This window comes from Fodinibius sp. (assembly GCF_034521915.1).
GTDB lineage: Bacteria > Bacteroidota > Rhodothermia > Balneolales > Balneolaceae > Fodinibius.
This window is the reverse complement of record NZ_JAXHLU010000015.1, coordinates 175,441-200,861: the sequence shown is the minus strand read 5'-3', so window position 1 is coordinate 200,861 and position 25,421 is coordinate 175,441. Positions and strand designations below refer to the sequence as shown.

17 protein-coding genes, 1 pseudogene and 2 riboswitches are annotated in these 25,421 nt (G+C 42.1%); of the genes and pseudogenes, 7 read left to right on the top strand and 11 right to left on the bottom strand.

Annotated features, from left to right (window positions below; translation table 11 throughout):
* Nucleotides 1–20 precede the first annotated feature (20 nt).
* From U5J89_RS11015 to U5J89_RS11005, 3 genes and pseudogenes are all read right to left on the bottom strand, one after another.
* Nucleotides 21–875, bottom strand: a complete 855-nt coding sequence (locus U5J89_RS11015; RefSeq protein ID WP_322575684.1) for a murein hydrolase activator EnvC family protein — start codon at nt 873–875, stop codon at nt 21–23.
* Between the two features lie 12 nt (nt 876–887).
* Entirely contained in the window at nt 888–1,211 is a 324-nt protein-coding gene (locus tag U5J89_RS11010; RefSeq protein ID WP_322575683.1) for a DUF3467 domain-containing protein, read from the bottom strand.
* Nucleotides 1,212–1,256: 45 nt separating this feature from the next.
* A pseudogene (locus tag U5J89_RS11005) lies at nt 1,257–2,237 on the bottom strand (PLP-dependent cysteine synthase family protein); the annotation flags it as partial.
* 185 nt (nt 2,238–2,422) lie between these two features.
* On the opposite strand from U5J89_RS11005, the gene U5J89_RS11000 reads away from it, so the two are divergent.
* A complete protein-coding gene (locus tag U5J89_RS11000; protein WP_322575681.1) occupies nt 2,423–2,698 on the top strand; it encodes a DUF4290 domain-containing protein in 276 nt (91 codons plus the stop codon).
* Between the two features lie 12 nt (nt 2,699–2,710).
* Here U5J89_RS11000 and U5J89_RS10995 read toward each other — a convergent pair whose 3' ends face one another.
* Nucleotides 2,711–3,259 carry a GNAT family protein gene (locus tag U5J89_RS10995; RefSeq protein ID WP_322575680.1) on the bottom strand — a complete coding sequence of 183 codons (549 nt, stop codon included), beginning with the start codon at nt 3,257–3,259 and terminating at the stop codon, nt 2,711–2,713.
* A gap of 212 nt (nt 3,260–3,471) precedes the next feature.
* Here U5J89_RS10995 and U5J89_RS10990 point away from each other — a divergent pair, with 212 nt between their 5' ends.
* From U5J89_RS10990 to U5J89_RS10975, 4 genes are read left to right on the top strand one after another with little or no spacing between them, the layout of a single operon-like run.
* Nucleotides 3,472–4,929 (top strand): isochorismate synthase, encoded by a 1,458-nt coding sequence (locus U5J89_RS10990; protein ID WP_322575679.1) that lies wholly within the window; start codon nt 3,472–3,474, stop codon nt 4,927–4,929.
* A complete protein-coding gene (menD, locus tag U5J89_RS10985; protein ID WP_322575678.1) occupies nt 4,922–6,619 on the top strand; it encodes a 2-succinyl-5-enolpyruvyl-6-hydroxy-3-cyclohexene-1-carboxylic-acid synthase in 1,698 nt (565 codons plus the stop codon). The genes U5J89_RS10990 and menD overlap by 8 nt, the downstream gene beginning before the upstream one ends.
* A gap of 3 nt (nt 6,620–6,622) precedes the next feature.
* Nucleotides 6,623–7,438 carry a 2-succinyl-6-hydroxy-2,4-cyclohexadiene-1-carboxylate synthase gene (menH, locus tag U5J89_RS10980; RefSeq protein ID WP_322575677.1) on the top strand — a complete coding sequence of 272 codons (816 nt, stop codon included), beginning with the start codon at nt 6,623–6,625 and terminating at the stop codon, nt 7,436–7,438.
* 44 nt (nt 7,439–7,482) lie between these two features.
* On the top strand, nt 7,483–8,316 hold the full coding sequence (locus U5J89_RS10975; RefSeq protein WP_322575676.1) for a 1,4-dihydroxy-2-naphthoyl-CoA synthase: 834 nt from the start codon (nt 7,483–7,485) through the stop codon (nt 8,314–8,316).
* A 310-nt stretch (nt 8,317–8,626) separates the two neighbouring features.
* On the opposite strand, the gene U5J89_RS10970 is transcribed toward U5J89_RS10975, so the two are convergent.
* On the bottom strand, nt 8,627–9,058 hold the full coding sequence (locus U5J89_RS10970; RefSeq protein WP_322575675.1) for a hypothetical protein: 432 nt from the start codon (nt 9,056–9,058) through the stop codon (nt 8,627–8,629).
* A 54-nt stretch (nt 9,059–9,112) separates the two neighbouring features.
* Nucleotides 9,113–11,641 (bottom strand): protein kinase domain-containing protein, encoded by a 2,529-nt coding sequence (locus U5J89_RS10965; RefSeq protein WP_322575674.1) that lies wholly within the window; start codon nt 11,639–11,641, stop codon nt 9,113–9,115.
* A 193-nt stretch (nt 11,642–11,834) separates the two neighbouring features.
* On the opposite strand from U5J89_RS10965, the gene U5J89_RS10960 reads away from it, so the two are divergent.
* Nucleotides 11,835–13,115 carry a GAF domain-containing SpoIIE family protein phosphatase gene (locus U5J89_RS10960; protein WP_322575673.1) on the top strand — a complete coding sequence of 427 codons (1,281 nt, stop codon included), beginning with the start codon at nt 11,835–11,837 and terminating at the stop codon, nt 13,113–13,115.
* 168 nt (nt 13,116–13,283) lie between these two features.
* Here U5J89_RS10960 and U5J89_RS10955 read toward each other — a convergent pair whose 3' ends face one another.
* The 5 genes from U5J89_RS10955 to U5J89_RS10935 form a co-directional block, all read right to left on the bottom strand.
* Nucleotides 13,284–16,916, bottom strand: coding sequence for a vitamin B12-dependent ribonucleotide reductase (locus tag U5J89_RS10955; protein WP_322575672.1), 3,633 nt, complete (start codon nt 16,914–16,916; stop codon nt 13,284–13,286).
* A gap of 368 nt (nt 16,917–17,284) precedes the next feature.
* Nucleotides 17,285–19,486 (bottom strand): TonB-dependent receptor plug domain-containing protein, encoded by a 2,202-nt coding sequence (locus U5J89_RS10950; protein WP_322575671.1) that lies wholly within the window; start codon nt 19,484–19,486, stop codon nt 17,285–17,287.
* 126 nt (nt 19,487–19,612) lie between these two features.
* Nucleotides 19,613–19,851, bottom strand: a riboswitch (cobalamin riboswitch).
* Between the two features lie 41 nt (nt 19,852–19,892).
* A complete protein-coding gene (locus U5J89_RS10945; RefSeq protein WP_322575670.1) occupies nt 19,893–20,915 on the bottom strand; it encodes an ABC transporter ATP-binding protein in 1,023 nt (340 codons plus the stop codon).
* Nucleotides 20,915–21,991: an iron ABC transporter permease gene (locus U5J89_RS10940; RefSeq protein ID WP_322575669.1), complete on the bottom strand. Its 1,077-nt coding sequence runs from the start codon at nt 21,989–21,991 to the stop codon at nt 20,915–20,917. The genes U5J89_RS10945 and U5J89_RS10940 overlap by 1 nt, the downstream gene beginning before the upstream one ends.
* Nucleotides 21,991–23,136 (bottom strand): ABC transporter substrate-binding protein, encoded by a 1,146-nt coding sequence (locus U5J89_RS10935; RefSeq protein WP_322575668.1) that lies wholly within the window; start codon nt 23,134–23,136, stop codon nt 21,991–21,993. Before U5J89_RS10935 ends, U5J89_RS10940 begins: the two co-directional genes overlap by 1 nt.
* Before the next feature lie 70 nt (nt 23,137–23,206).
* Nucleotides 23,207–23,448: riboswitch (cobalamin riboswitch) on the bottom strand.
* Between the two features lie 165 nt (nt 23,449–23,613).
* Between U5J89_RS10935 and U5J89_RS10930 the strand changes: the two genes are divergently transcribed.
* Complete coding sequence (locus U5J89_RS10930; protein ID WP_322575667.1) at nt 23,614–25,278, top strand: amidase; 1,665 nt, start codon at nt 23,614–23,616, stop codon at nt 25,276–25,278.
* Nucleotides 25,279–25,421 lie beyond the last annotated feature (143 nt).

Genomic DNA, 25,421 nt, shown 5'->3' with positions numbered 1-25,421 from the left:
TATTATTAAACATAATCTTCTTAAGATTTTATTAAATACGTATTCGGATTTTGGGGTACTCCGTTTTTCCAGATTTCCAGATGCAAATGAGGCCCGGAGCTTAATACACCCACATCACCTGTTGTTCCCAAGATATCACCTTTTAAAACAATATCACCAATTGATTTTGACACGCTTGCCGCGTGCTTATATACCGTTATAATACTATTGCTATGCTGTACATGCAGTACATATCCATAATTGATCGTCCAATCCTGGTTAATAACTGCTCCATCGGCTATTGCCTTAAAAGATGTTCCCTGCTTTGTAGCAATATCAATACCGTAATGTCCATTTTCAGGATTAAATCCTCGGGTAAATGTGCCATTAACAGGGTAATCTGTCGGGAATTCAGGTGCCTGCTCAAAAATATTCGAGAATATTATCTCGTTTTGAGATAATGTTCCTTTACTATTTACTTCAGATGTAAAGTCAAGTTCCGACCTTTTTTGATTCGCTGATTGCAGTGCTACGGAACTGCCTTCTTTAACAGCAAAAGAGGTATCATCACCTGTCGCAATTACCTGCTGCATCTCTGCTAACTGATTGTCACGTGCTTCTAAAGAATCTTTAAGAGCCTGTACTTTTTGGGAGATATCAACAACTCGCTCACGGAGCTCTGCATCATGCTGATTATACAATAGTCCGCTGATAGGCGTAAACATTACAAGCAGTAGCACAACAATAGTAACCGTTAACAATGAAATATAAAACAGGTTCCACATCCTTGAAGGTTTAAAGTTGTAGGATGTGGAAGATTCCGGATCATCATCAAAGACAACGAAAGTAAGATCCTGATCCTGGTTTTTAAATAACCTCTTTAGAAATTCAAGCATGAAACCAGTGGTTTACGCTTCGGGGGTTGGTCCACGATAATTAAATGGGACATCAATGTCATCATTGTTATTTGATATCGCTCCATTCTCATTCTCATAGCGCTTAATATTTTCAGAAAGAGCATTCATCAACCGCTTTGCGTGATCCGGAGTAAGCACCATTCGCTTGACAACCTTTGCCTTGGGTGCTCCCGGCATTACTGAAATAAAATCGAGAATAAATTCAGAAGGTGAATGCGATATCATTACCAAATTGGAGTAGGTACCCGTAGCTTCTTCTTCAGGCAGTTCAATTTGAATCTGTCCCTGCTTAAAATCTTTTGTTTGATCGGCCATAATAAAGAGTTTACAAATTAAATTTGCCGTTCGTTACTCATCGGAATCTAAAAATCCGTGATCATCCATCCATTTATCATTATAAATTTTTGACACATAACGCGTGCCGCTATCAGGTAAAATAATCACCATAGTATCATTTTTGCCAAAATCATTATCACGGGCATATTCAAGAGCCCCATATACAGCGGCACCGCAGGATCCGCCAACAAAAAGCCCTTCTTTTTTGGCCAGTTTACGCGTCATCTGAAAAGCATTTTTATCATTTACCTGGATAACCTCATCCAACAGATCAAAATCCATATTTTCGGGAATAATATCTTCTCCTATCCCTTCTGTCAAATAGGGATGAATTTCATTTTTATCAAATTCCCCGGTTTCAAAATAATGTTTATATACCGAACCGACACTGTCAACACCAATCGTTTTAATCTCAGAATTCTGTTCCTTTAGATATTTTGAAGCACCCGATATAGTTCCTCCGGTACCCATTCCCGCCACATAGTGCGTTACCTTACCTTCGGTTTGCTCCCAAATTTCAGGACCGGTAGTCTCATAGTGAGCCTGGGTATTGCTGGGATTATCGTACTGGTTGGGATAATACGAATTGGAGATGTTTTCACTAAGTCGCTTGGCCACAGAATAATAACTGCGCGGATCATCAGGTTCTACATCCGTAGGGCAAATTTTCACTTCGGCCCCCAACGCACGCAGCAGATCTATTTTTGCTTTACTTTGTTTATCAGTTGTGGTAAAAATACAGTCGTATCCTTTAATAGTAGCTGCAAGCGCCAATCCCATACCTGTATTCCCAGACGTCCCCTCAATAATAGTCCCGCCCGGTTTAATTAGGCCTTTCTCTTCGGCATCTTCAATCATTTTTAGCCCGATTCGATCTTTCACACTTTGTCCGGGATTAAAATATTCTACCTTAGCCAGTATAGTTCCTTCAAATTCTTTTGCGACCTCATTTAGTTTTACCAGCGGCGTATTACCAATGGTTTCTAATATGGAATTGTAATACATCTTAAGATTTGTGTAGTTGCTATTTTGATAAAAGTTAAAAACTGTAAGCGTCGGAATATAGGGATTTTGAGTTGTCTACTCGAAAAAAAGATTTAAACTATAAAGCTCTTAAGTTTAAAAAGTTCTTTATTCGAAGGAAGAACTCTGTTATCTTCCTCAAAAATTAACGCCCAAGAAAAAGATTTATGTTTGTAAAACAGAAAAAGCCAAAAGATTTTGACTGCGGATACAATCTCGACCGAATGATTGATTCCCTTCCCCGCATTAAAGATGAAGAAGAACGAGTAGAATATGCCGAGCGTGCAGTAGGACTCATAAAACAAAGTCATCCAAACTGGGTTGATGAAGACGGGAAAAGCAAAGCAGCCTGGGATCACTTTTTTAAGTTAGCCGATTACGATCCCAATGAGTATGGCATTTACAATCCCTTTGACTCCGGGGATAATGACAACGCCCGGTAATAACACAAGCCGCTATTCGGCGACAGCAGCTTCTACTTTGTTGGATTGAAACTCTTTTTCTAGCAAGCTAAAAATAAGTTTATCACAATAATCATCATTTTTGATGACGTGCTCGCGCAATTGTCCTTCTTGCTGAAATCCGAGCTTTTCAACACTTTCTATCCAAGAGGTGTTAAAATCGAAGGCTGTTGTTCCAACCTTGTGCATTCCCTTTTCATTAAAACAGTGATCCAGCACAATTTTTAAGGCCTTCACATCATATCCCTTGCCAGCATACTTTCGATCACCAATTGTACAATTCACAAAGCAGCGCTTATTGTACTTATCGATGGCATGAATATCTACAATACCGATAAGCTTATCATTTTCGGATAAATGAATCTCGAACAGTTCGTTAGTTTCATTTCTCTCATCCAAAACCGTTTTAATCCGCTTCAAAAAAGTCTCAAAACTTTCATGCTGATGGGGATAATCTGAATCGTAGTAATTCAGCTCTTTGTCATTATTCCATTTATAATGAACGGATACATTCTGAAGGTTAAACTCCTTAATTTCTACCATGAGATCTGTTTGTAAATGATATTAGCCTGTGCTGAAATTTATCGGTTGAATTTTCTTAATCTTACCGTAGACATGCAAATAAATTTTCCCCTTTCGTTGAAAGCGCTTTCAATAACTGAGCCTAAAAACAACAGATTATCATTATGGAAATATCAATTTTCAATTTATATTGAAACTTATGAAAACTGATATTGAAAAAGTGTAATTACTCCATGAATGACAATCCTTTATCAGAATTAAAAGATTATCGACCATCTGTGGTTACTCGTTTTAATGACTCGGAGTTTAGATATTTCTTAGAAAACCTTTTTAAAAACTCCACTTCGCGATACGCCACATTTAGTTTTCCAATTCAATCGATTGATCCCCTGGCCTACCTTGAAATGTGCTGGAAAAAGAATACTTTTCAGTATTATTGGGAGAAACCAACCGACGAATTTGCTATTGCGGCCGGTGACGAAATTACATCCATTGCAGCTTCAGGTTCGGATCGATTTAATGTGATCAATAACAAGATTAAAGCAATTCGTCAGAATACAGCAGAGTTTTCGACCATCTCCCATCCCTATTCGGGATTGTTTTTACTTGGAGGATTTTCCTTTTTTGATCAAAATAATGATGAACTCTGGGAAGATTTTCCGCCCGCCTCGTTTACCCTTCCGAAGTGGATGATCATTAAAGATGGAAAGTTTACATTAGCTACATTTGCTGTTGATCTAAATACATTTGAGGCAGCCCACGAGCTCTATGATTATATCGCTGCTCAACTCGAAGATGTTAAAGATACGTTAGAGCAAAAAAGTTCGGCCGGTAAAACCCATCAAAATGGAAAAGCTCCAACTACACCACTCCCAAAGCAAAAATCAGATTATCAACAATGGTCTGATTCCGTGAATGAGGCAAAAAATCTTATCAACAAAAATACTTTTGAAAAAATTGTTTTAGCACGCAGTATCAAAGTATCCAGGAGCACCGAAGTAACCCCGACACAGGTTATTAATAACCTCCGCAAACAGTATACAAACTGCTACAATTTTCTGATCCATAATCCATCCGGAAAAACCTTTTTAGGGTCTACTCCCGAGCGGCTGATCTCTGCCCGAAACAAATTACTTCTCACCGAAGCACTGGCGGGAAGCATAGAAAGAGGAAACACAGCTACGGAAGATGCTTTCTTGGAAAAAAAATTATCACGTAATGGCAAGGACCAGAACGAACATAATTTTGTAATTCAGGATATCGAAGAACGCCTTGAGCCTTTTGTAAAAGAATTGAACCGAAGTACAACTCCTGAAATTAAAAAGCTATCGAATGTACAGCACCTTTACACCCCTATCAGGGCACACCTAAACGAGGATTCAAATATATTTGAAGTGCTCGGTCAGCTACATCCTACTCCGGCTGTGGGCGGATATCCCTGGCACAAAGCGGCTCCTCATATTAAAAATCTGGAACATTTCGAACGTGGGAGATATGCCGGCCCTGTTGGATGGATAAACAGCAAAGGAAATATGGAATTTGCTGTGGCAATACGCAGTGCGTTATGTACAAAAGATTATGCCTATTTATTTGCGGGTTGCGGAATTGTTAAGGATTCGGATCCCGCTACCGAGTGGGAAGAAACAAATCTTAAGTTGAAGCCAATGCTTTCGGCACTGCAGTATGACTGATCAACACCACGGCAATGTAGCCTTACAGTGGACCAACACTTTTCTCCAAGCACTTTGCAAGTATGGCGTTGAACATATCATTATATCTCCCGGCTCTCGCTCCACCCCTTTAACCCTGGCCGCTGCTTCAAATCCAAATCTCAAAAAGCATGTTATTTTGGATGAGCGATCTGCTGCTTTTACAGCTCTTGGTATCGGCAAAGCCAGCAATATCCCTGCAGTTTTAATTTGCACTTCGGGAACCGCTCTGGCTAATTATTACCCTGCTGTGATTGAAGCCAGGCAATCTGGTGTACCGATGATTTTAGCCACGGCCGATCGTCCTCCACACTTGCGGGCTACCGGAGCCAACCAAGCTATCGATCAGCTTAAAATTTTTGGGGATTATCCGGTCTTTTTCCATGAGGTTGGAGAACCTAAATCCGATGCAAAGGATCTGCAGCGAATACGAATGCTGGCTCAACAATCGGTATCTCTATCCCGAGAAAAACGAGGTCCTGTCCACTTGAATTTTCCATTCCGTAAACCACTGGAACCGACGGAAAATAAATTGGCTCAAATCCAGGAAGAAAATGAAGATTTGCCAAGTACAAATGTAGAAAATAAAACCGCTTTAACTGCTTTTAGCCTAAGTTCCTCACTTCAAAAAAAACTTTCATACGCCCGAAAACCACTCATTATTGTAGGTCCCACAGCGCCCAGTGATGATATGGAATCTATCTCTAAACTTGCTGAAAAACTTGAGGCTCCCATCTTGAGTGAATCTTCAATTGACAGCGCGAGTACCATTCGGGGATTTGCAGGATTTTTGCGTAATACAGATTTACGTAACCAACTCGAACCTGATGTGATCTTACGGTTTGGGTTTCAGCCTACAAGCAAAAGTCTAACAATTGCTTTAGACGAATGGAATCCTAAGCACCATTTTCATTTTGCAAGTACGGATGAGTGGCAAGATGCCACGTTTTCGGGGGCAGATCGCATTCCCTGGATGGGACAAAAAATCCAATTTGAAGAATTAGCAACGAAAACTAATCCAAACTGGATACAAAGCTGGAAGCAAACCGAAAACGAGTTTAACAATTACTATCAAAAAACGATTGGGCAGTACTCAAAATTAACCGATGGTAGTGTATATCACCAGTTAACGCCACAAATTTCCGGGGATCACTTTATCGCCGTTTCCAACTCTTTTCCCGCCCGCGACATCAACCTTTTTGGTAGACAATCATCAGCCATACCTCTTTTCTTGAACCGCGGAGCCAGTGGCATCGACGGCGTTACCTCAACAGCGATGGGAATTGCTAAAGGTTTGCAAAAATCAGGAGTGCTTTTTACCGGTGACCTGGCTTTTTTACACGACACCAATGCCCTGCTTAATCATAAAAACATGGCTCATTCCCTGGTTATTATTGTTATCAATAATGGTGGAGGATCTATTTTCAGGATGCTGCCCATCCATGACAACAAACAACATTTTGAGCCCTACTTTGAAACACCTCAAGATGTGCAAATTAATAAACTTATCAGCGCTTATGATATCCCTCATTATTCAATAAAATCCCTTTCTGAGCTCCAAAATCTTGATCTGACCACAATCATTGATCAACACAAGGGATTATCTGTTATCGAATGTCAAACCGATGCTGACGCCTCCATGCAATTGCGAAATCAACTCTGGGATTTCTAATTGATGGAACAACTACAAGTCAACAATCAAGAATATGCAGTACAGATTCATCAGCGAGATGACAGCTTACCCTGGCTGTTGATGCTGCACGGTTTTATGGGTGATCACCGGGTTTTCGATCATCTGATTGACAAGCTAACCGTTTCCTGCAATCCGGTATCGATAGATTTGCTAGGTCACGGTCAATCCTCCAAACCAACGGATCCGGCCAGATATAATGAGTCGCACCAGATCGATGACATTGTAAAACTGATCTATGGATTAAATCTTTCTCCCCTGCTTCTTTACGGCTATAGTATGGGCGGACGGCTGGCTTTGAAAACGGCTTTACATAAACCAACACTGTTTAATGGATTAGCTTTGGAAAGCACCAATTGCGGGATTTCTGATCCTCAAAAAAGGAAAGATCGACAAAAAGTAGATGCAGCAAGGGCTAAACGAATCGAAGAAGACTTTGAAAAATTTTTAGCAAATTGGAGCAAGCTCGACTTGTTCAAATCACCAGCGTCCACTGACGAGAACCTTGCTCGTAAATATCAAAATATTCAGCTCGAACAATCGCCTAATGCCCTGGCAAATTCTCTGTATGGATTTGGAGCTGGAAGCATGTCTCCCGCTTGTGATGCACTTTCAACGTTAGATTTACCTGTACTGCTACTGGCTGGCTCGGCAGACAAAAAGTACCAGTGCATCAATCAATACTTGTTAGAGCAACTGCCAAATGCTACCTTTTCATCCATCAAAGCCGGTCACCGCATACACCTCGATAATCCGGATGAATTAACCGAAAAGATCAGAGATTTTATAACCAGCAACTAACCTAATTTCTCAATACTCACTACTCAAGACTCACGACTATTATTATGAAATGGAAAACCGTCAATGAATACGAGGATATCACTTTTAAAAAATCAAACGGCGTAGCACGCATTGCCATCAATCGACCGGAAATCCGCAATGCCTTTCGTCCCAAGACACTCTTCGAATTGCAGGACGCTTTCCTGGATGTCCGCGAGGACTCAAACATCGGCGTAGTGCTACTTACCGGCGAAGGGCCATCCCCCAAAGATGGAAAATGGGCTTTTTGTTCCGGGGGTGATCAAAACGTACGTGGTAAAGCCGGATATAAGGATGATGCCGGTACGCCTCGTCTCAACGTATTAGACCTACAGCGCCTGATCCGCTTCATGGGCAAGGTCGTTATTGCCGTTATCCCGGGCTGGGCGGTCGGCGGCGGACATAGTCTGCATGTTGTTTGTGATCTTACCATTGCCAGTAAGGAGCATGCCATTTTCAAACAAACCGATGCTGATGTAGCCAGTTTCGATGGTGGATTTGGCTCTGCCCTGTTGGCGCGTCAAGTGGGACAAAAGAAAGCGCGCGAAATCTTTTTCTTAGGTCGGGACTACACGGCACAAGAAGCCTATGATATGGGGATGGTCAATGCGGTTGTTCCCCATGATGAGCTCGAAGAAACCGCCTACCGGTGGGCCCAAGAAATCCTTGAGAAAAGTCCAACTGCCATTCGAATGATTAAATATGCTTTTAATCTTGTAGATGATGGCATGGTGGGTCAGCAGGTATTCTCCGGCGAAGCCACGCGACTCGCATATATGACAGACGAGGCTGCGGAAGGACGTGATGCCTTTCTCGAAAAACGCAAGCCAAACTGGGATGATTACCCGTGGATTGGGTAGTTTGTTTTTTGCCACTAAGGCATTAAGCTCATTAAATTTCAAGGTTTTAGGAAACTTCCAAAGTTTCCTAAAACTAATAATCAGCTACCCTACCATCCTGAACTCTCTTCAGGATCTATATTTTGTAAAATCCTAGACAGATGCTGAAATAAATTCAGCATGACACTGTATTAAAATATCCGATTAATAAAAGCTCACATCGTCTTTTTATTTGTTGAAAAACAAAAAGATTTGTCCTTAATTATTCATTCCAAGATTCATAAGAAATCACAATGCTCCCACACAAAATTCACCTTTAACAAGGATTCAACTACCTGATAATTAGTTTAGGGGGAGAATCACCTACTACAAAAGTGTCTGCAGCAACCACATAGACCGTATACTCAAGCGTATCTTGTGGTGCGTTTTCTCTTACTGTAAGCCTAAGTTTTTTATTTGCCTCAACTCGTTGAGATCGCCCATCTTCAAACAGACCTTGTTCATATGTAAAGTAGCCGTCAATTTCTTCAGGAAATGTGAAAACCATTTCTGATCCGATTGTCTGCCAATTTATTTTATCATTACGGGACGAAACTATAGTGCCCTTGTTCTGGCCTTGGTTATCTTTAACCCTCCAGATGTTATCTTGGTTATCTTTTTGAATCTTCACATTTATCGTAGCAATCAGATGTTCAACTCCCAAGCTAGCTGTAGTACCCAATAGAAGGATTAAGGTGAGTGTGATAATCAGTTTATTATTCATATCTAATTTTATAAGAGTTATTGGTGGACTTATTTACTTTAGAAAATTGATTGCCTACTGCTTCATGTTTTTCTTCAATTCTAAATACCTTGTATCAGCGGCTAATTCTTTTAATTCGACTTGGGATTCGACATAGTCTAACATCGGTGCATTAATCCAATGTAAAGCTTTATTTCTCATGCCAAGCTTTTCATATGTAGTCACCGCTCTTTTTCGCACCCCTTCTTTATCTGGGTCAATGGCAAGAGCTTTTTCGATAAACTCAAGAGCTTTTGCCTCATCTTCGATATCGGAATAATAGGCTCCAAGATCTGCTAATACATCGGCGTTGTTGGGATTTATCTGTAGCTGATTCTTAGCTTTTTCAATAGCCTTTAAATATGAGCGAAGAGCCTCTTCGTTGTTGCCTCCCAATTCATACGCTACGGCTAAGTTTCCCCATATAATGTACTGGTCGCTGTATTCTGTTACGGCCAATTCATACATCTCAGCAGCTTCAAGATACAATCCATCAGAAAAATATATATACGCTAAATTGTTAGCGGTAATAGGATCGTTTTCAAGCGCCATCGCACGTTCAAATATCTGGCGGGCCTTTTCATTTTGCCCATTGTATAAATAAGCCGCACCCAGGTTAGAATGGGCACTATTGTTGTTAGGAAGGATATCGACTACTTTCTGAAACTGTTCAATAGCAGATGGATATTGTCCCCGCTGAAGGTAATGCACTGCCAGATCTTTGTGGCCTTTCCAGTAATCAGTTTTTAGTTCAATAGCTTTCAGGTATGTTTCTTCTGCCTTTTCGGGAATTCCCTGCATGTCATAAACGCTTGCCAATCCTCGTAAAGCAGAACTTAATTTACCATCTAATGCTAACGCATTTTTAAAATGTTCAATAGCTGCTTCATAATTGCCCGTACCTGTGTTCAATCTGCCAAGCATTACCTGTATTGGAGTCAGATTTTCATTTAATTCTTCTGCTTTATGCAAAGTAGTTCTGGCACTGTCCACATATTCAGGGGTTTTTCTTCTTTCGTATACTTCCCAAAATGCTTCCCCTAATCCGGCATGGGCTAATGCATAGTCTGGATCAAGACTAATGGAATGCTTAAAAAATCGAATAGCATCATCCAAATGATCAGGCCGATTCACATCATTAAGAGCGCCCAACCCCTTCAAATATAATTCGTATGCCTTAGGAGTAGAGGGTTCTCCCTCCAATAGGCTCTCAGACAGCCCGGAACTAATATCGATATTTAACATCCCCAGCATCGCCTTGACTCCCATTTTCTCCAGATCGGTAAGATTATTTGAGGATACTACCACTTGCCTTGTTTCAAGACTTCGCATGTTGTCGGCATCTACTAATTCTAAAAGCAATCGGGTAGAATCGTCTATCGATTGAATGGAAGACGAAATAGCCAGGTTAATTCCAAAAAGCTGTTTTGCTTTCGTTATGCTTTTGACATTTTCTTTGCGTAATTCACTGGCAGGAGTAATCCAATAGGAATCTACATATTTTTCAACTTCAGTCAGACGAAAAGAAAGCGTTTCGACAAGTCCAACGCCAATACCATCAAGGGAATCGTTCTCACCAATAATTTCAATAGGAAGTACGGCTAATAAAATTTTGTCAGGAATCCTGCTGTAAACACTTGAGGGGGTACCAACCACAATCATTATCAATACCAAGAAAATGGCGCTCAGTGCACCTGTTATCCAAATGCTCTTTGATTGATTAGACCAACGTTTTATTGGAGAAACAGAATAATTACTTTCTAACTCATCTTCTTTTAGATCAGCAGTTATTTCACCAAAATTGGAATAGCGTTTTTCCCTGTCCTTTTCTAAACATCTGAGTATTATGTGCCTAATTCTTTCCGGCACCTCAGCTGTATATTCATCTATTGGGATGGGTTCTTCCTCAGTGATGGAATATATTATTGCAGGTTCATATGATCCCTGAAAAGGAAGATTTTGAGTAAATAATTCATACAATACAACCCCAAACGACCATATATCTGTTACCTCATCAGCATCAGTCCCACGTAATTGTTCGGGGGACATATAGGCAGTTGTCCCCAAGGTTGTACCTGTCTTGGTTATATGTTCTTCACCTCGAAAATAAGCTATCCCAAAATCCATGATTTTCACATCGCCCGTATGGGTAATCATGATATTATTTGATTTAATATCACGATGAATTATTCCTTTATCATGGGCCGCCTTGATACCTTCTGCAATTTGCTCTGTGATTTTCAACTGTTCGGTTGCCGTACATTCATCACTTCTAATCCATTCTTTTAGCTCAATGCCATCGACATACTCCATCACTATAAAAAGCTTCTCATCAACCTCTTCGATGGAATAAACCTGAGCAATATTCGGATGGTTAAGCGCTGCAGATGCGCGCGCTTCTTTCAAGAATCTGGCTCGCTCGGTAGGATCCGAAGAAATGTGATCTGGAAGAAACTTTAGGGCAACCTGTCGGCTTAATTTCTTATCTTCGGCCAAATAAACAATGCCCATACCTCCCTCTCCCAGTTTTTTTACTATTTCATAATGAAGATATGAGGAAGACATGATGAGTTAAGTTTGCCGACTTCTAAAACAAACAGTCCGCTTAGTCATTACATTTAAATAATTTATTATCAGTAATTTATCTATAAACAGTTAATTTTCAATATTTTATTCACAATTAAATAATAAGTAAGTATCTTGGTTTTCAGCATTCTACTTTCCTTATCGTATCAAGAACAAACTTCACTGATTAAAATTGGATAAACTCTTCAAACAAAATCAGAACCTGCAACAAGCAGTAAATGAGCTAAAGGTTCTAAATGATATTGCAACAGCTATTTCTTCGCTTAATACGGTAGAGGATATAATTGATCAAATAGTACTGAAATGTATCAAACACCTTAAGGTTGAAGAAGGGACTGTTAGTCTACTCAATGATGAGGCTTCAGAGGAATTTCATACCATGATCAGACATCGGGATACTACCGCCTCTAAGCTACCTATTCATTTGGACAGCAGGCTCAAGGGATGGATGTATAAAAATAGATCTGTATTAATGAGTAATAACATCTTTAAGGACCCTCGTTTTAGTTCGCTAAACAGTGAAAAACATACATTCGATTCAATTCTTTGCGTCCCCTTAATCGTAAAAGATAAATTAATCGGCTATCTCGCTGCGTTCAATAAGAAGGGCAATACTTTTTTCACGGACCAAGATAGAAGATTACTCTCAATCATTGCTTCTCAGTCAGCGCAAGTAATAGAGAATGCCCGTCTATACGAAGAAGAGAAAGCCTTAATGGGATTGAAGAACGAAATGAAAATGGCCCGGGAAATTCAGCTCAAATTGCTCCCAGAGGAAGCTCCTAATATAGATGGAGTTGAGATTGCGGCATTAAATAAGCCAGCGAAAGAAGTGGGAGGAGATTATTATGATTTCCTGAAAGTGGATTCCGATAAATGGGGTTTTTGTATAGGTGATATCACCGGTAAAGGAATGCCTGCAGCTCTTTTGATGGCGAATCTTCAGGCCACCTTTAGGAGTCAGGCTATAATTTCAAAGAAATGTAGCGAATGTCTTAAAGGCACAAACCATATGCTTTATCAAAGTACGGAAATGACAAAATTTGCCACTTTTTTTTACGGCGTACTTCATCAGAAAAATGGGCAAACGATTCTCTCTTATTCGAACGGTGGACATGATCCCCCGGTATTATATAAGAACGATGATAAACCTCGATTTTTGGAGGCAACCGGATTGCTATTGGGAGTGCTTGACAATACTGAATATGGTGAAACCTCCATTCAATTAGATGCCGGCGATGTATTGCTTCTTTACACCGATGGGATAACCGAAGCATTTAATGAAAAAGGAGTAGATTTTGGGCTTAACCGCTTGATAGAGCTGGTAGATCAAAATAGAAATTGCTCGGCCGATGAAATTATGAACCTGGTTTTACATAGCGTGGAAACCCATATAAAAGAGGCACCACCGAGTGATGATATCACCATGATAGTTATTAAAATTAAGCAATAACTGCTTTTCAGACTCATAGCGATCCCCCCTAAATCTAATGGGTAATATTATAACGCGTTCCTCCTAAAGCATTCAGCCCTAAATCACCACATTTCCACCCCAAATAAAAAAGCCCACTGTATTACGCAGCGGGCTTTTAAAAATTACAATTTGTAAGATTATCAATTTTTACGAGCACCCGGTGGTTGAGCCACAGGTAATACATTTCTGACAGGTTCCGTTACGAACCATTGTCATACTCCCGCATTCGGGGCAGGAATCACCGGTGTATCCCATCTCCTTCGCCTTTTCATAATCACTTTGGTAGCTGTCATCATCGGCAGCAGCTTGTGACTGCTTCGTTGGTTGTGGCTGTGCCACAGCTTCTGCTTGATCAGCAGTACCATTGCTGCCCTCGATTTCATTTTCCGGATCTACCCGATTCGCTTTCTCTTGAGCTTTCTTGGCTTCCTCAGAAGGTCGCATCTTGCGCGACATGATATCCTCTGCGGGAACATGTGCAAGATCATCACGACCGAGATAGGTTACGGCAAGCTCTCGGAAAATATAGTCGATCACAGAAGTGGTCATCTTAATGTGCGGACTGCCGCTAACGGTTCCACTCGGTTCAAACTTGGTAAATGTAAAGGCATCCACAAATTCTTCGAGCGGTACGCCATGCTGTAAGCCAAGTGAAATGGCAATGGCAAAACAATTCGTCAGGCTACGGAATGCAGCTCCTTCACGATGCATATCTAAGAAGATTTCACCGAGCTGACCATTTTCATATTCACCGGTACGCAGATACACGCTTTGTCCGCCAATCTTCACCTTCTGGGTGTATCCGTTTCGGCGACTTGGTAAGCGCTTGCGCTCAGCTACATATTTGTGAACAATTCGCTCAGCTGTTTCTACTACTTTATCTTGCTCTGCCTTTGTTTCCTCGTCCAGATCTTCTTCGTCCAGATCTTCAAAGACATCACTGAGACTATTCAATGGCTGACTCAATTTCGAACCGTCACGATACAGCGCATTCGCTTTCAGCATCAGTTCCCAGGAATCCATATAAGCATCTTTGAAGTCCTCAACCGTGGCCTCATTAGGCAGGTTAATAGTCTTGGAAATAGCCCCAGAAACAAACGGTTGAGCAGCAGCCATCATGCGAATGTGTCCTTTGGGCTTAATGTATCGCGTTCCTATGCGTCCACAGCGGTTAGCACAATCAAAGACCGGCAGGTGCTCATCTTTCAAGTGCGGTGCCCCTTCTACCGTCATTGTTCCGCAAACGTAATCGTTAGCTTCCTGAATTTCTTCTTTGGTAAACCCAAGATGCTTGAGGATATCAAATTGCGGATTTGCCAGCTGTTCATCAGAAAGACCCAGCTCATCCTTGCAGAAGTCTTCACCCAGGGTCCACTGGTTAAAGGCAAACTGTATTTCAAAACTACTTGGCAACGCTTCTTCAATAGCCTCAAGTTGTTTATCGCCAAATCCTTTTTCACGGAGGCTTTCCTCGTTAATATGCGGACAACCATCCAATGTTCCGTAGCCTTTAGCATAATTAATAATCTCCTCTCGCTCCTTAGGGCTGTACCCAAGATTTTCGAGCGCTTTAGGCACACATTGATTGATGATCTTAAAGTGTCCGCCACCGGCTAGTTTCTTGAACTTAACAAGCGCAAAATCAGGCTCAATACCCGTTGTATCACAATCCATTACCAGACCAATTGTTCCGGTTGGAGCAATTACGGTAACCTGCGCATTGCGATAGCCGTGCTTCTCTCCCATCTTAACGGCTTCATCAGAATCTTCACGAGCAGCTTTAAGAAGATTATCAGGGCATTCATTTGCATCAATACCCATCGGCTTCACAGTTAGATCCTCGTACTCATCGGGATCCACATTGTAAGCCGCGCGTTTATGATTTCGGACAACTTTGAGCATCGGCTCTTTATTGGCTTCGAATCGTTCGAAGGTACCAAGCTCTTTCGCCATTTCGGCACTCGTCTTGTAAGCATTCATGTGGATGAGGCTCATCAATCCGCCGGCAATAGCGCATCCTTCATCACTGTCATAAGGTACGCCTTGAACCATCAGTGCTGCACCTAAATTGGCAAAACCAAGTCCAAGCGTGCGATATTTATACGATAGATCTGCGATCTCTTTGGATGGGAACTGTGCCATCAGTACTGAGATCTCCAGCACTACCGTCCACAGACGAGAAGCGTTACGTATAGCCTCAACATCAAACTCCTTGCACTCATCCGTTTTGAAATATTTCATCAAATTCAACGAGGCCAGGTTGCAGGCCGTATTATCGAGGAACATATATTCCGAGCACGGATTACTTCCGTTAATCGGCCCGTCGTTGGGGCATGTATGCCACTCGTTAATAGTATCGTGATATTGTGCTCCCGGATCGGCGCATGCCCAGGCCGCATTTGAGATCTGATCCCAGAGTTCGCGGGCCGGCATTGTTTTGTGAGGTTCAGGTTCGCGTCCTTCTTCGGCAGCCTTACGCTTTTCCGTTCTCCAATAAAGATTCCATTCGTCATCATTTTTGACGGCTCGCATAAATTTGTTGGGAATACGAACGGAGTTGTTTGAATTTTGTCCGCTTACCGTACGATACGCCTCGGAATCCCAATCCGTATCATAGGTTTCGAATTCAAGATCGGTATACCCTTGCGCAGCCAGCTGAACAACACGTTCAATATAATTCAGTGGCACCTGATCTTGCTTAGCTTCCTTAATGGCTTTGCCAAGCTCTTTGTTTTTCACAGGATCACGACTTACCGCACCATTATATGTACGTCCGTCAACTTCTACCGGCTTGTTGCAAAGCTTAATAATTTTCTTGAGATGCTTTTCCAATATCTTTGATCCGGCAACCATGGAAGCAACTTTTTGCTCTTCCCGGACCTTCCAATTCACATATTCTTCAATATCGGGATGATCAAGATCCAGCGTTACCATCTTGGCTGCGCGCCGTGTAGTACCGCCCGATTTAATAGCACCGGCTGCTTTATCCCCAATTTTGAGGAAACTCATCAATCCGGATGATTTTCCGCCACCGCTCAAGGGTTCTCCTTCACCGCGGATTTTTGAAAAGTTACTTCCCGTTCCGGAACCATACTTAAAGAGTCGCGCTTCGCGGACCCACAGATCCATGATGCCACCCTCGTTAACGAGATTGTCATCAATACTCTGGATAAAGCAGGCATGCGGCTGCGGATGAGAATAGGCGTCATCAGACTCCGTTAATTCTCCTGTTTTTCCATCTACATAGTAGTGACCTTGCGACGGACCATTAATACCATAAGCCCAATGTAAACCGGTATTAAACCATTGAGGACTGTTTGGTGCCGCCATCTGATTAGCCAGCATATAACTAAGTTCATCATAAAAAACCTTCGCCTCTTCTTCCGAATCAAAATAATCGTGCTTCCATCCCCAGTAAGTCCAACAACCCGCAAGACGATGAAAAACCTGGCGGCTGTCATACTCTCCGCCATAATAATCATCTTCATCAATCCCTTCCTTTTTCATCGCTTTCTCGTCAGCTTCTGATCGCTGCAACCACTCAGGTACTCCCTTTTCCTTTACTTTTTTGGTGATTTGGGGAACACCCGCTTTACGAAAATATTTTTGGGCAATCACATCGGTAGATACCTGCGACCAACTTTCAGGTACAATTAATTCCTCCATTAAAAATACAGTCGACCCATCGGGATTTTTTATCTCCGACCTTCGACTCTCAAAATTCATATCTCCAAATGGACTGTCCCACTCCTCTTGTGTATAAAATCGCGTAAATTTCATATGACTAACTCCGGTTTACTTTAATAATTTTTGACTTATCTGGAAGGCTTCGAAAAAGCACAGAATCACATTGTTTTCTGTCAATTAAATATAAAGGAATGCGACTATGGAGCAAGCCAAAAAGGCTAAAACTTTTCCACAAAAAGCAGAAGTTATCCACAATAGATCACGGAATTTGATCGAAATATTGCAGACCTTTTTATCTGTTATATAAAATTATGTGGATAACTTTAAGCTAGTCGACAATTGGTGGTCGAAGCTCCACAAAAAGTGCTTTCAAAAGTCCAATTTTATACTGTGCAATAAATGAGCCTCCTTCCATCAGAATTTATGAAAGGAGGCCAAAACCACTTGTTTGTTGTGATACGCTACAACTGATACTGTAATTTAATAAAGTATCCTCGTCCCCGGGTGTTATAACCCTTAATCTCTTGGTAATCGCTATCAAAAAGGTTCTCTATTTTTAATAGTGCAGATAGATTCTCCGTAACGGAATAACCTACCGTAGCATTGGTTACATTATAACTCGAGACTTCACTGCGATCGAGAGCCCCAAAAGGTCCCAAGTTGGCGCTGTAAAAAACATCATCACGCGAACCAACGAATCGGGAATCGATGTTAAATCGCAACTTATCAGTAGCTAAATAAGATGCACTAATAAAAGTATTAACAGATGGACGGCGGGTTAAGCCTTCGATCTCTTTTTCTTGAGTTACAAATGCTCCACTCTCAAATATTTGTACATGATTACCCCCTGTATATTCCGGATTAATATCATCCGGCGAAAATGTTAACGTCGATCGCGTAAGGGATACATTGCCTTTTATGTTAAGCTTGGGAGAAATTCTGGCTGTGGCCGACGCTTCAAGTCCTGATACCTGCTGCTCGGAAGCATTGATATAGGTATCACCAAGGTAGTCCGAATCAGGAAAACTGCCACTTAAATTTTCAACTGCGGTGTCGCCATCCCACAAGTATACATATTCGATGACATCACTTACTACTGTTTGAAAAGCAGACAGTTCAAAAGAGAACTTTTTGCCAACGTCTTGCTTCCATCCAACTTCGTAGGATATCGATGATTCGGGATCCAGGTTTTCGTTACCCCGATTAGTATAACTACCCGCACTTTGCGACGGCGAATAAAGTTGGTACAGCGAAGGGGCGTTAAAGCCACTGGTAATAGCGCCGTATAAAAGCGTTGATTCGGCGAGCTGCAGTTTAGGATTTATCTCATACGTAAAGTGAGAGCCGAACTCATCGTGATGGACCAATCGTCCGCCCAATCCCAGTGAAAACAACTCTAACTGATCGGCAATTAATCCTCCATTAATATTCGACTGGGCATAGCCGTTATAAATAATTTCCTTTAAGCCTAACGAGTCCAAATCAGTCGTCGATTCATACACGCCAAATTGCGAACGGCTAAAGACATAATTGCGAGTAGACATTGTTTGGCGGGATGCAGAAGCACCGGCAACAAATCGAATATCATTCCCATCAACAACTGCCTTCAACTCATTCTCCCAAAGCGATCCTTCGGCATTAAGTTCGGTATAAATCCCATCATACGTACCACCAAGACTCACAAGCGATGAATCGTTAATAAAATCTCTGTTTAAATCAGAATAGGCACCCTGGAATTCAATAGCTACCTGTTTTGATAATTCCACACCACCTCCAAAATTAAACAGATCGCGCCCAAACTCGGTATAAGCATTACTGTCATCCTGATAAGCGCCCTGGTCAACATCACTACGCTGGTCAACCCGTCTATAAGAAGCATATAAATCATATTGATCAGAAGAATAACCCAGCTTACCCACTAAATCGAGTTTATTAAAATCATCCTGATCTTGGGGATTAAATATATTGGTGTTGGTTACGGTATCAATAGTTGCATCCAATCCGTTAGTTTGCTGAAAGTTGGCGCCCACATTGGCGTACCATCCGCCATCAGTAGTGTAATTAGCAAAAAGGCTATTTGTTGTGGAATACGTCCCTTCACCAAACCGTCCGTGTTTGGTTTCCGCGTTTACATTAAATCCTTCAGCTCCCTTCTTTTTAGTGATAATATTAACGACTCCGCCAATAGCTGAAGAGCCATAGAGTGTACTGTGGGACCCGCGGACAATTTCGATTCGCTTTATTCCGGTCAGCGAAAGTTCCGAAAGATCAATAGAATTGTTATTGGTGGAGGGATCGCTAATTCGAACGCCGTCTATCATTACAACGGAATGATTGGAATTGGCATTACGGATAAATCCCTGCTGCAGCGAGCCGGGTGTCTGTCCCGCTCCTATCATATGCACACTCTGCTGCTGCGCCAATAACTCACTGACATTTGTATACACAGCATTTTGGATGTCATCCTGTGAAATCACCGTAACATTACGCCCCACCGACTGCGGCGATTGCTCGTATTTACTGGCACTGATTATAATTTCGTCCAGCTCATATATTGTAGAGTCGGTTTCTACATTGTTTTGCTGAGCCAACGATGGCACGGTTATCCAAAGAAAGGTCATCAAGGTACACAACCCTGAAAGTAATTGTTTTGTTATGTTCATAATTTAAAAATTAGGTTACAAATGATGATTTATTCATCATTCGTACCTTTGGGTATCAAACTTGGAAGGTATAAATACGTTCTGATAGCCAGAAACGACATTTACTCTTCGCTTTTCTCCCGAAAGCTACGAATGCTGTGCGTTGGCAGGTCTTCTGGCTTGCTCCGCTTTTGACAACCTTCCCGTCCCATCCCGGCTAAACCGAGAGAAACAGTGGTTCAAGAAAGATCAAAAGGTTATGGAACTCACAGCATCGGGGAATGCTCCGGATTTTCCTCCCGAGTAATCGGGAGAAGCACCGGATTCCCTTTTAATCCCATCCCGAAAATATTTCGGCGATAGGAACCAATGCACGCGTCGAAAATACGAGGCGTACCGAATAATTCAAAACCTATTGGGATGATTTTTAATTTTTTCTTAGTGCACTCAACAGATCTTTTATAGTGGAATAACAAAGTTTTTCCTCGTCCGAAATAACTTTCCACTCAAACGTATCCTGCTTTGAATGCACTTTAACCTGAAGAGATGTTCCGTTATTTTCGACTACCTTATATCCTTCGCGTTCAAGGGCGCGCCGCGTCCAAAAGATCGGTACTGCATCACCGGTTAAATAGATAGCCTCTTTATTAGGATTGTGCAGCGTAAAGGAGCCGGTGCTGCGATCGAAATCGAAGCTGTCTTTTTCAAAAACAGATTCAAATGTCCCGTCCAATACGAGATCTTCGGGCGTGCCCGTGATCACTTTTCCATCTCGGCTAATGAGCCACAAAGTATCGGCCGCCTTTAGAGCCAGATCTAACTCATGGGTAGATAACAAAATACCCTTTTGAGTATCATGGGCTAACTTTCTCAGCAATCGAATAATTTCCACCCTGTTGGGTAAATCCAGATGCGCTGTGGGCTCGTCGAGCAACACCGCAGAAGTATCCTGTGCCAACGCCCGGGCAATCATCACCTTTTGGCGTTCCCCATCACTCAGGTGCAACACATCCCGGCCAACGAACTGCTCAATCCCTGCAGAGGCGATAGCCCACTCCACTATTTCTTCATCTTTTTTATCGAGTGATCCAAACCAGCCTGTATAGGGTGATCGTCCAAAGGCCACCAGCTCATAGACGCTGATATTTCCAATAGTGATACGATCAGTCAAAACGGTGCTAACTTTTTGCGCAATTTCTTTCACCGCACATTCGCGTAAATTCTTTCCATTAAGCAAGACCTCTCCATCCAATGGGTTATGCAGGCCAGCCAAGGTACGAATCAGCGTCGATTTCCCTGATCCGTTAGGACCAAGCAGGCACACGACCTCTCCGCCCTGCAGTGCCACATTTATATTAGATGCAACAACCGTAGGAGACTTCTTTCGCCCTTTAGCGGGAAATCCGATGTCAAGATTGTGAGTCGATATGATAGAATTCCCTTTTTCCATCAAAATGAGGCCTGTAGATTTTTTCGCTGGATAATCACCCAAATTACAACCGGGGACCCCACCATCGAAGTAACAGCGCTGATGGGTAGTGTTGTAGTAGAACCGGGAACCTGGGCAATAATATCACAGGCAAGTAACAAAATAGCTCCCATCAGCAAGGTTGCAGGAATCAACACCCGGTGATCGTTCGTTCCCATTAATGATCGAGTAAGATGCGGGACCGCAATGCCCACAAATCCAATAGGTCCACAAAATGCAGTGATGCCACCGGCCAGCAGACTGGTACTCACAATAATCCAGATCCGGGACCCCGAAACTGACAGCCCCATGCTGCGGGCATAGTTTTCTCCCAGCAAAAGCCCGTTCAGTGGTTTTGAGAGTGCCATTGCAATCCCACCACCAACGAGTGCGACAACGGCCAATATCCACAGCTGATCCAGTGGCACACCTCCAAGACTGCCAAAGGTCCAGATCAGATAATCCTGAATCTGCTCGGGTCGACTAAAATACTGCCAGATGCTTACCAGTGCAATCGTAAGATTCCCGATCATCAGTCCAATTATCAACAGCGTGACATTATCGCGAACTTTAATTGAAATAAGGAGGATCAACAAGAGTACGGCAGCAGCACCAAAGCTGGCGGCAATCACAATAAGCCAACTGCCGAATGCTGACAACTGCTGAATGGCAAAAATACTGGTGATAGTTCCACCGGCCAGCATTACAATAGCGACACCTAAACTTGCCCCTGCGGTAATACCCAGCACCGACGGACCGGCCAGCGGATTGCGAAATAGTGTTTGCATGAGCAACCCTCCTACTGATAAGGCACTGCCAGCTAAAACGGCTGTCACGGCTCGGGGAATGCGGATATTAATTATAATTTTATTCCAGGCTTCGCTGGCCGCCTCTCCTCCTATCAGGATTTGAACAATATCACCCAATGGAATATCAACCGAACCCAATGCTAAATTGACGAGCAGAAGTATTAAAAGTCCGACAATCAACAGTCCAAAATAGAGCGGACGAATACCCGTCTTATGTTGTGGCGTTATGTCTGCAGTTTCGTTGGCCATTAATCAATTTTCTGATAGTAAAAGAGCCGGTGATTGGGCAACTTCTGCGGATGAAAAATTTTAATAAGATCAGCCAGTATTATTTCGGGATGTACCACCCCCGACTCCCAAAAATCATTCCCCCCAGCCGGGCTCGTCCGCTTGTTATTATTATAAATTTCACCCGTCTCAAATGGCTTAAAGTCCTTAAACCGAGAATCTTTCGCCAAAATATCTTCTTTTGAATTTGCCGCACCGGGATTAATCCAAATATCTGCCTCCAATCCTATCTCATAGATCACTTCAAAACTCTTCCGGAGCCCTCCGGTTTCATCCGAATCAAACCATGGATAATCAGCCCCGGCATCCCTCAAAAACTGGACAGTAAAACTTTCTCCACCCGAAACAAACCAAGCCCCTTTATAAGGCATATTATTAATAACCAACGGCTTATCATTTACTTCACTTACCTTAGATTTAAGGCGATTATATTCATTTGCAACCGCATTAAATTTCTCGTTAGCCAACTGCTCCTTATTTAGCAATGCTGCCAGAACTTTAACCCATTCTGCCTTGCCAAGCGGAGTTGTTTCTAACCACTCCGAGTTAATCATCACATCAATATCGGAATCCATCAAAATCTTTACATTATCAAATTGTGAGGACTCTCCTCCAGAAATCATTAGCAAATCCGGATTCATCGACAGTATTTTTTCCTTGTTTAATTCACCATGTGGCAAGCTCACCATTTTTTCTTGTTCCAACCTTTTTCGAACATCCTTACTGTACACATAATCTGCGCCCACCATCCCGATGAGAATATCCGTCGCGTCAAGCATTTGCACCAATCCAATATGGGTCGTAGAAGTTGCCAGAAGACTATTTATTGGGATGGGAATTTCCGTCGTATTCTCAACCTCTACTTTATCAGCAATACCGCGTGGAACCAGCGAATACCGGAGCGTATCAACCTGATCCTGAAAAGGCTTTAAAATCTCCAGCAATTTATAATTCTCGTGATATGTAATCTGAAATCCTTCCGCAAATTCCGCATGCACAGAATCAGCGAATTGTACTTGTTCAAGGTTTTTAGAATGAGATTCTGGATCGACATTTTTTTCAGAAGTACATCCGCCTATAAGAAGGCACGATGTTAGCCATCCCAAAAAAAGTATAGATATGTGAGAAAAATGTAAGCGTATTCTATTCATGGATTTAGCTTTTCTCCCGAAAGCTTATTTCCTCATCAATACCGGCAGGTCTTCTGGCTTACTCCACTTTCGACAACCTTCCCGCCCCGACAATTATCGGGGCAGTGGTTTATGAAGGATCAAAAGCTTTGCACATAAAAATTAAAATGTGCAGGGGAGCTTACAGCAGCGGGGACTGCTCCGGCCTTTCCCGAAAATTTGGGAGCACCGGATTCCCGTTTTAACTGCATCTCATAAGAAATACAGACCTGTATTGAATCAGTAAGTAAAATTAATTGCTGCTCATGATAATAACGGTATTAATATTGAGAAGCCAATTTAGAATAATCTTGCTGATGAACTTACTTCAAAAGATTAAAGCATGTAATACTGCTTCCATTTCTGTACGACTCTGTTATTTTACAACTGAACCGTTCACAAATAAATGAAATTATGATCAAACACTATCGTACACTCCTTATTGGTTTATCATTGGGATTTCTACTGGCTTTTACCTCCATCCATCTCTTGAATAAAGAAATTACTCCAAAAGTAATTGGTGAAGCCTCAAAGCTTATTGGCATTGAATTAACCGAGGCTGAAAAAGATTCGATGATTACTAATCTTGAAAACTATCGGGAATCTTATCAAAACATTAGGGATCTAAAATTGGACAACGGCATCCCTCCTTCCCTTCACTTCAATCCGGTACCTCCCGGTCGAACATTCGACAAAACACAACAATCCAACAATTGGAATATCTCTGATGATGTTGAGTTACCCCAAGAGAAAGCCGATTTGGCCTTTTATTCTATAAAAGAGTTGGCTTCTCTTATTCAACAACAAAAAATCACTTCGGTAGAACTAACCGAGTTTTTTCTGGATAGAATTGAACAATATGATGATACCCTCCAGGCTATCATAACCGTTACCGAAGAGCTAGCATTAAAGCAGGCCAAAAAAATGGATCAGGAAACTGCCAATGGAAAGTATCGTGGTCCGCTACACGGCATTCCATATGGACTCAAAGATCTATTTGCTGTTGAAGGATACAAGACCACCTGGGGCGCAACGCCGTACAAGAATCAAGTGCGCGATGAAACAGCGACAGTTGCTAAAAAACTGGAAGAGGCGGGTGCGGTTTTAATTGCAAAAACAACCTTGGGAGCCCTGGCCTATGGAGATGTATGGTTCGGTGGCAAAACTAAAAATCCATGGAATCTTGAACAGGGATCAAGTGGCTCATCAGCCGGGTCAGCGGCAGGTACCTCTGCGGGATTATTCCCCTTTGGGATCGGAACCGAAACCTGGGGATCGCTAATATCTCCATCTAATCGAACCGGAACCACCGCATTACGTCCCACTTTTGGACGTGTTAGCCGATTTGGCGCTATGGCCCTGAGCTGGAGCATGGATAAGGTGGGTCCTCTTACGCGGTCGGTGGAAGATGCCGCTATTGTTTTTGATGCTATTCACGGTCCCGATGGCAAAGATCAAACGCTCTTCGATCTTCCTTTCAACTATCAACCCAACGTAGATATTAGTTCACTCAAAATCGGCTATCTGGAATCTGCATTTAAAAGTGATTATGACAATCGTCACCGAGACAGTCTTACGCTGGCAAAACTGGAAGAACTCGGCGCTGAACTCGTTCCCATTGAGCTGCCGGATTATCCCGTCTCAGATCTCAGTTTTATTTTAACAGCAGAAGGTGCAACAGCATTTGATCAGCTAACTCTTAGTAACAAAGATGATCAGATGGTTCGACAAGGAAAGTCGGCCTGGCCAAATCTTTTTAGATCTGCTCGTTTTATACCGGCCGTAGAATATATTCAAGCAAACCGTGCCCGACAGGTGCTCATTCAAAAAATGGATTCGGTAATGCAGCAAGTGGATATGTACGTATCTCCCACTTACGGGGGAAACAATCTCTTGCTGACTAATCTGACAGGTCATCCCTCTGTTATTGTCCCCAACGGCTTTACCGATGAAGGGCAACCCACGAGCATTACCTTCATTGGCGATCTTTTTGATGAGGGATTGATTTTAGGTGTTTCGCAAAAATATCAACAGGCAACAGATTTCCATACTAAACATCCCGAAATGTTTACACAATAATACTACCCAAACATCCTTTTCCGGAGGCTGCGTAATTAATACTTATGCAGCCTCTTTTCTATTCCTTCCTTTTTTTCAGTTTCTGGCCCCCAATATTAAAAACTATGTAACTTTTTTTCTGATCCGTCCGTAATGCAAAGCAG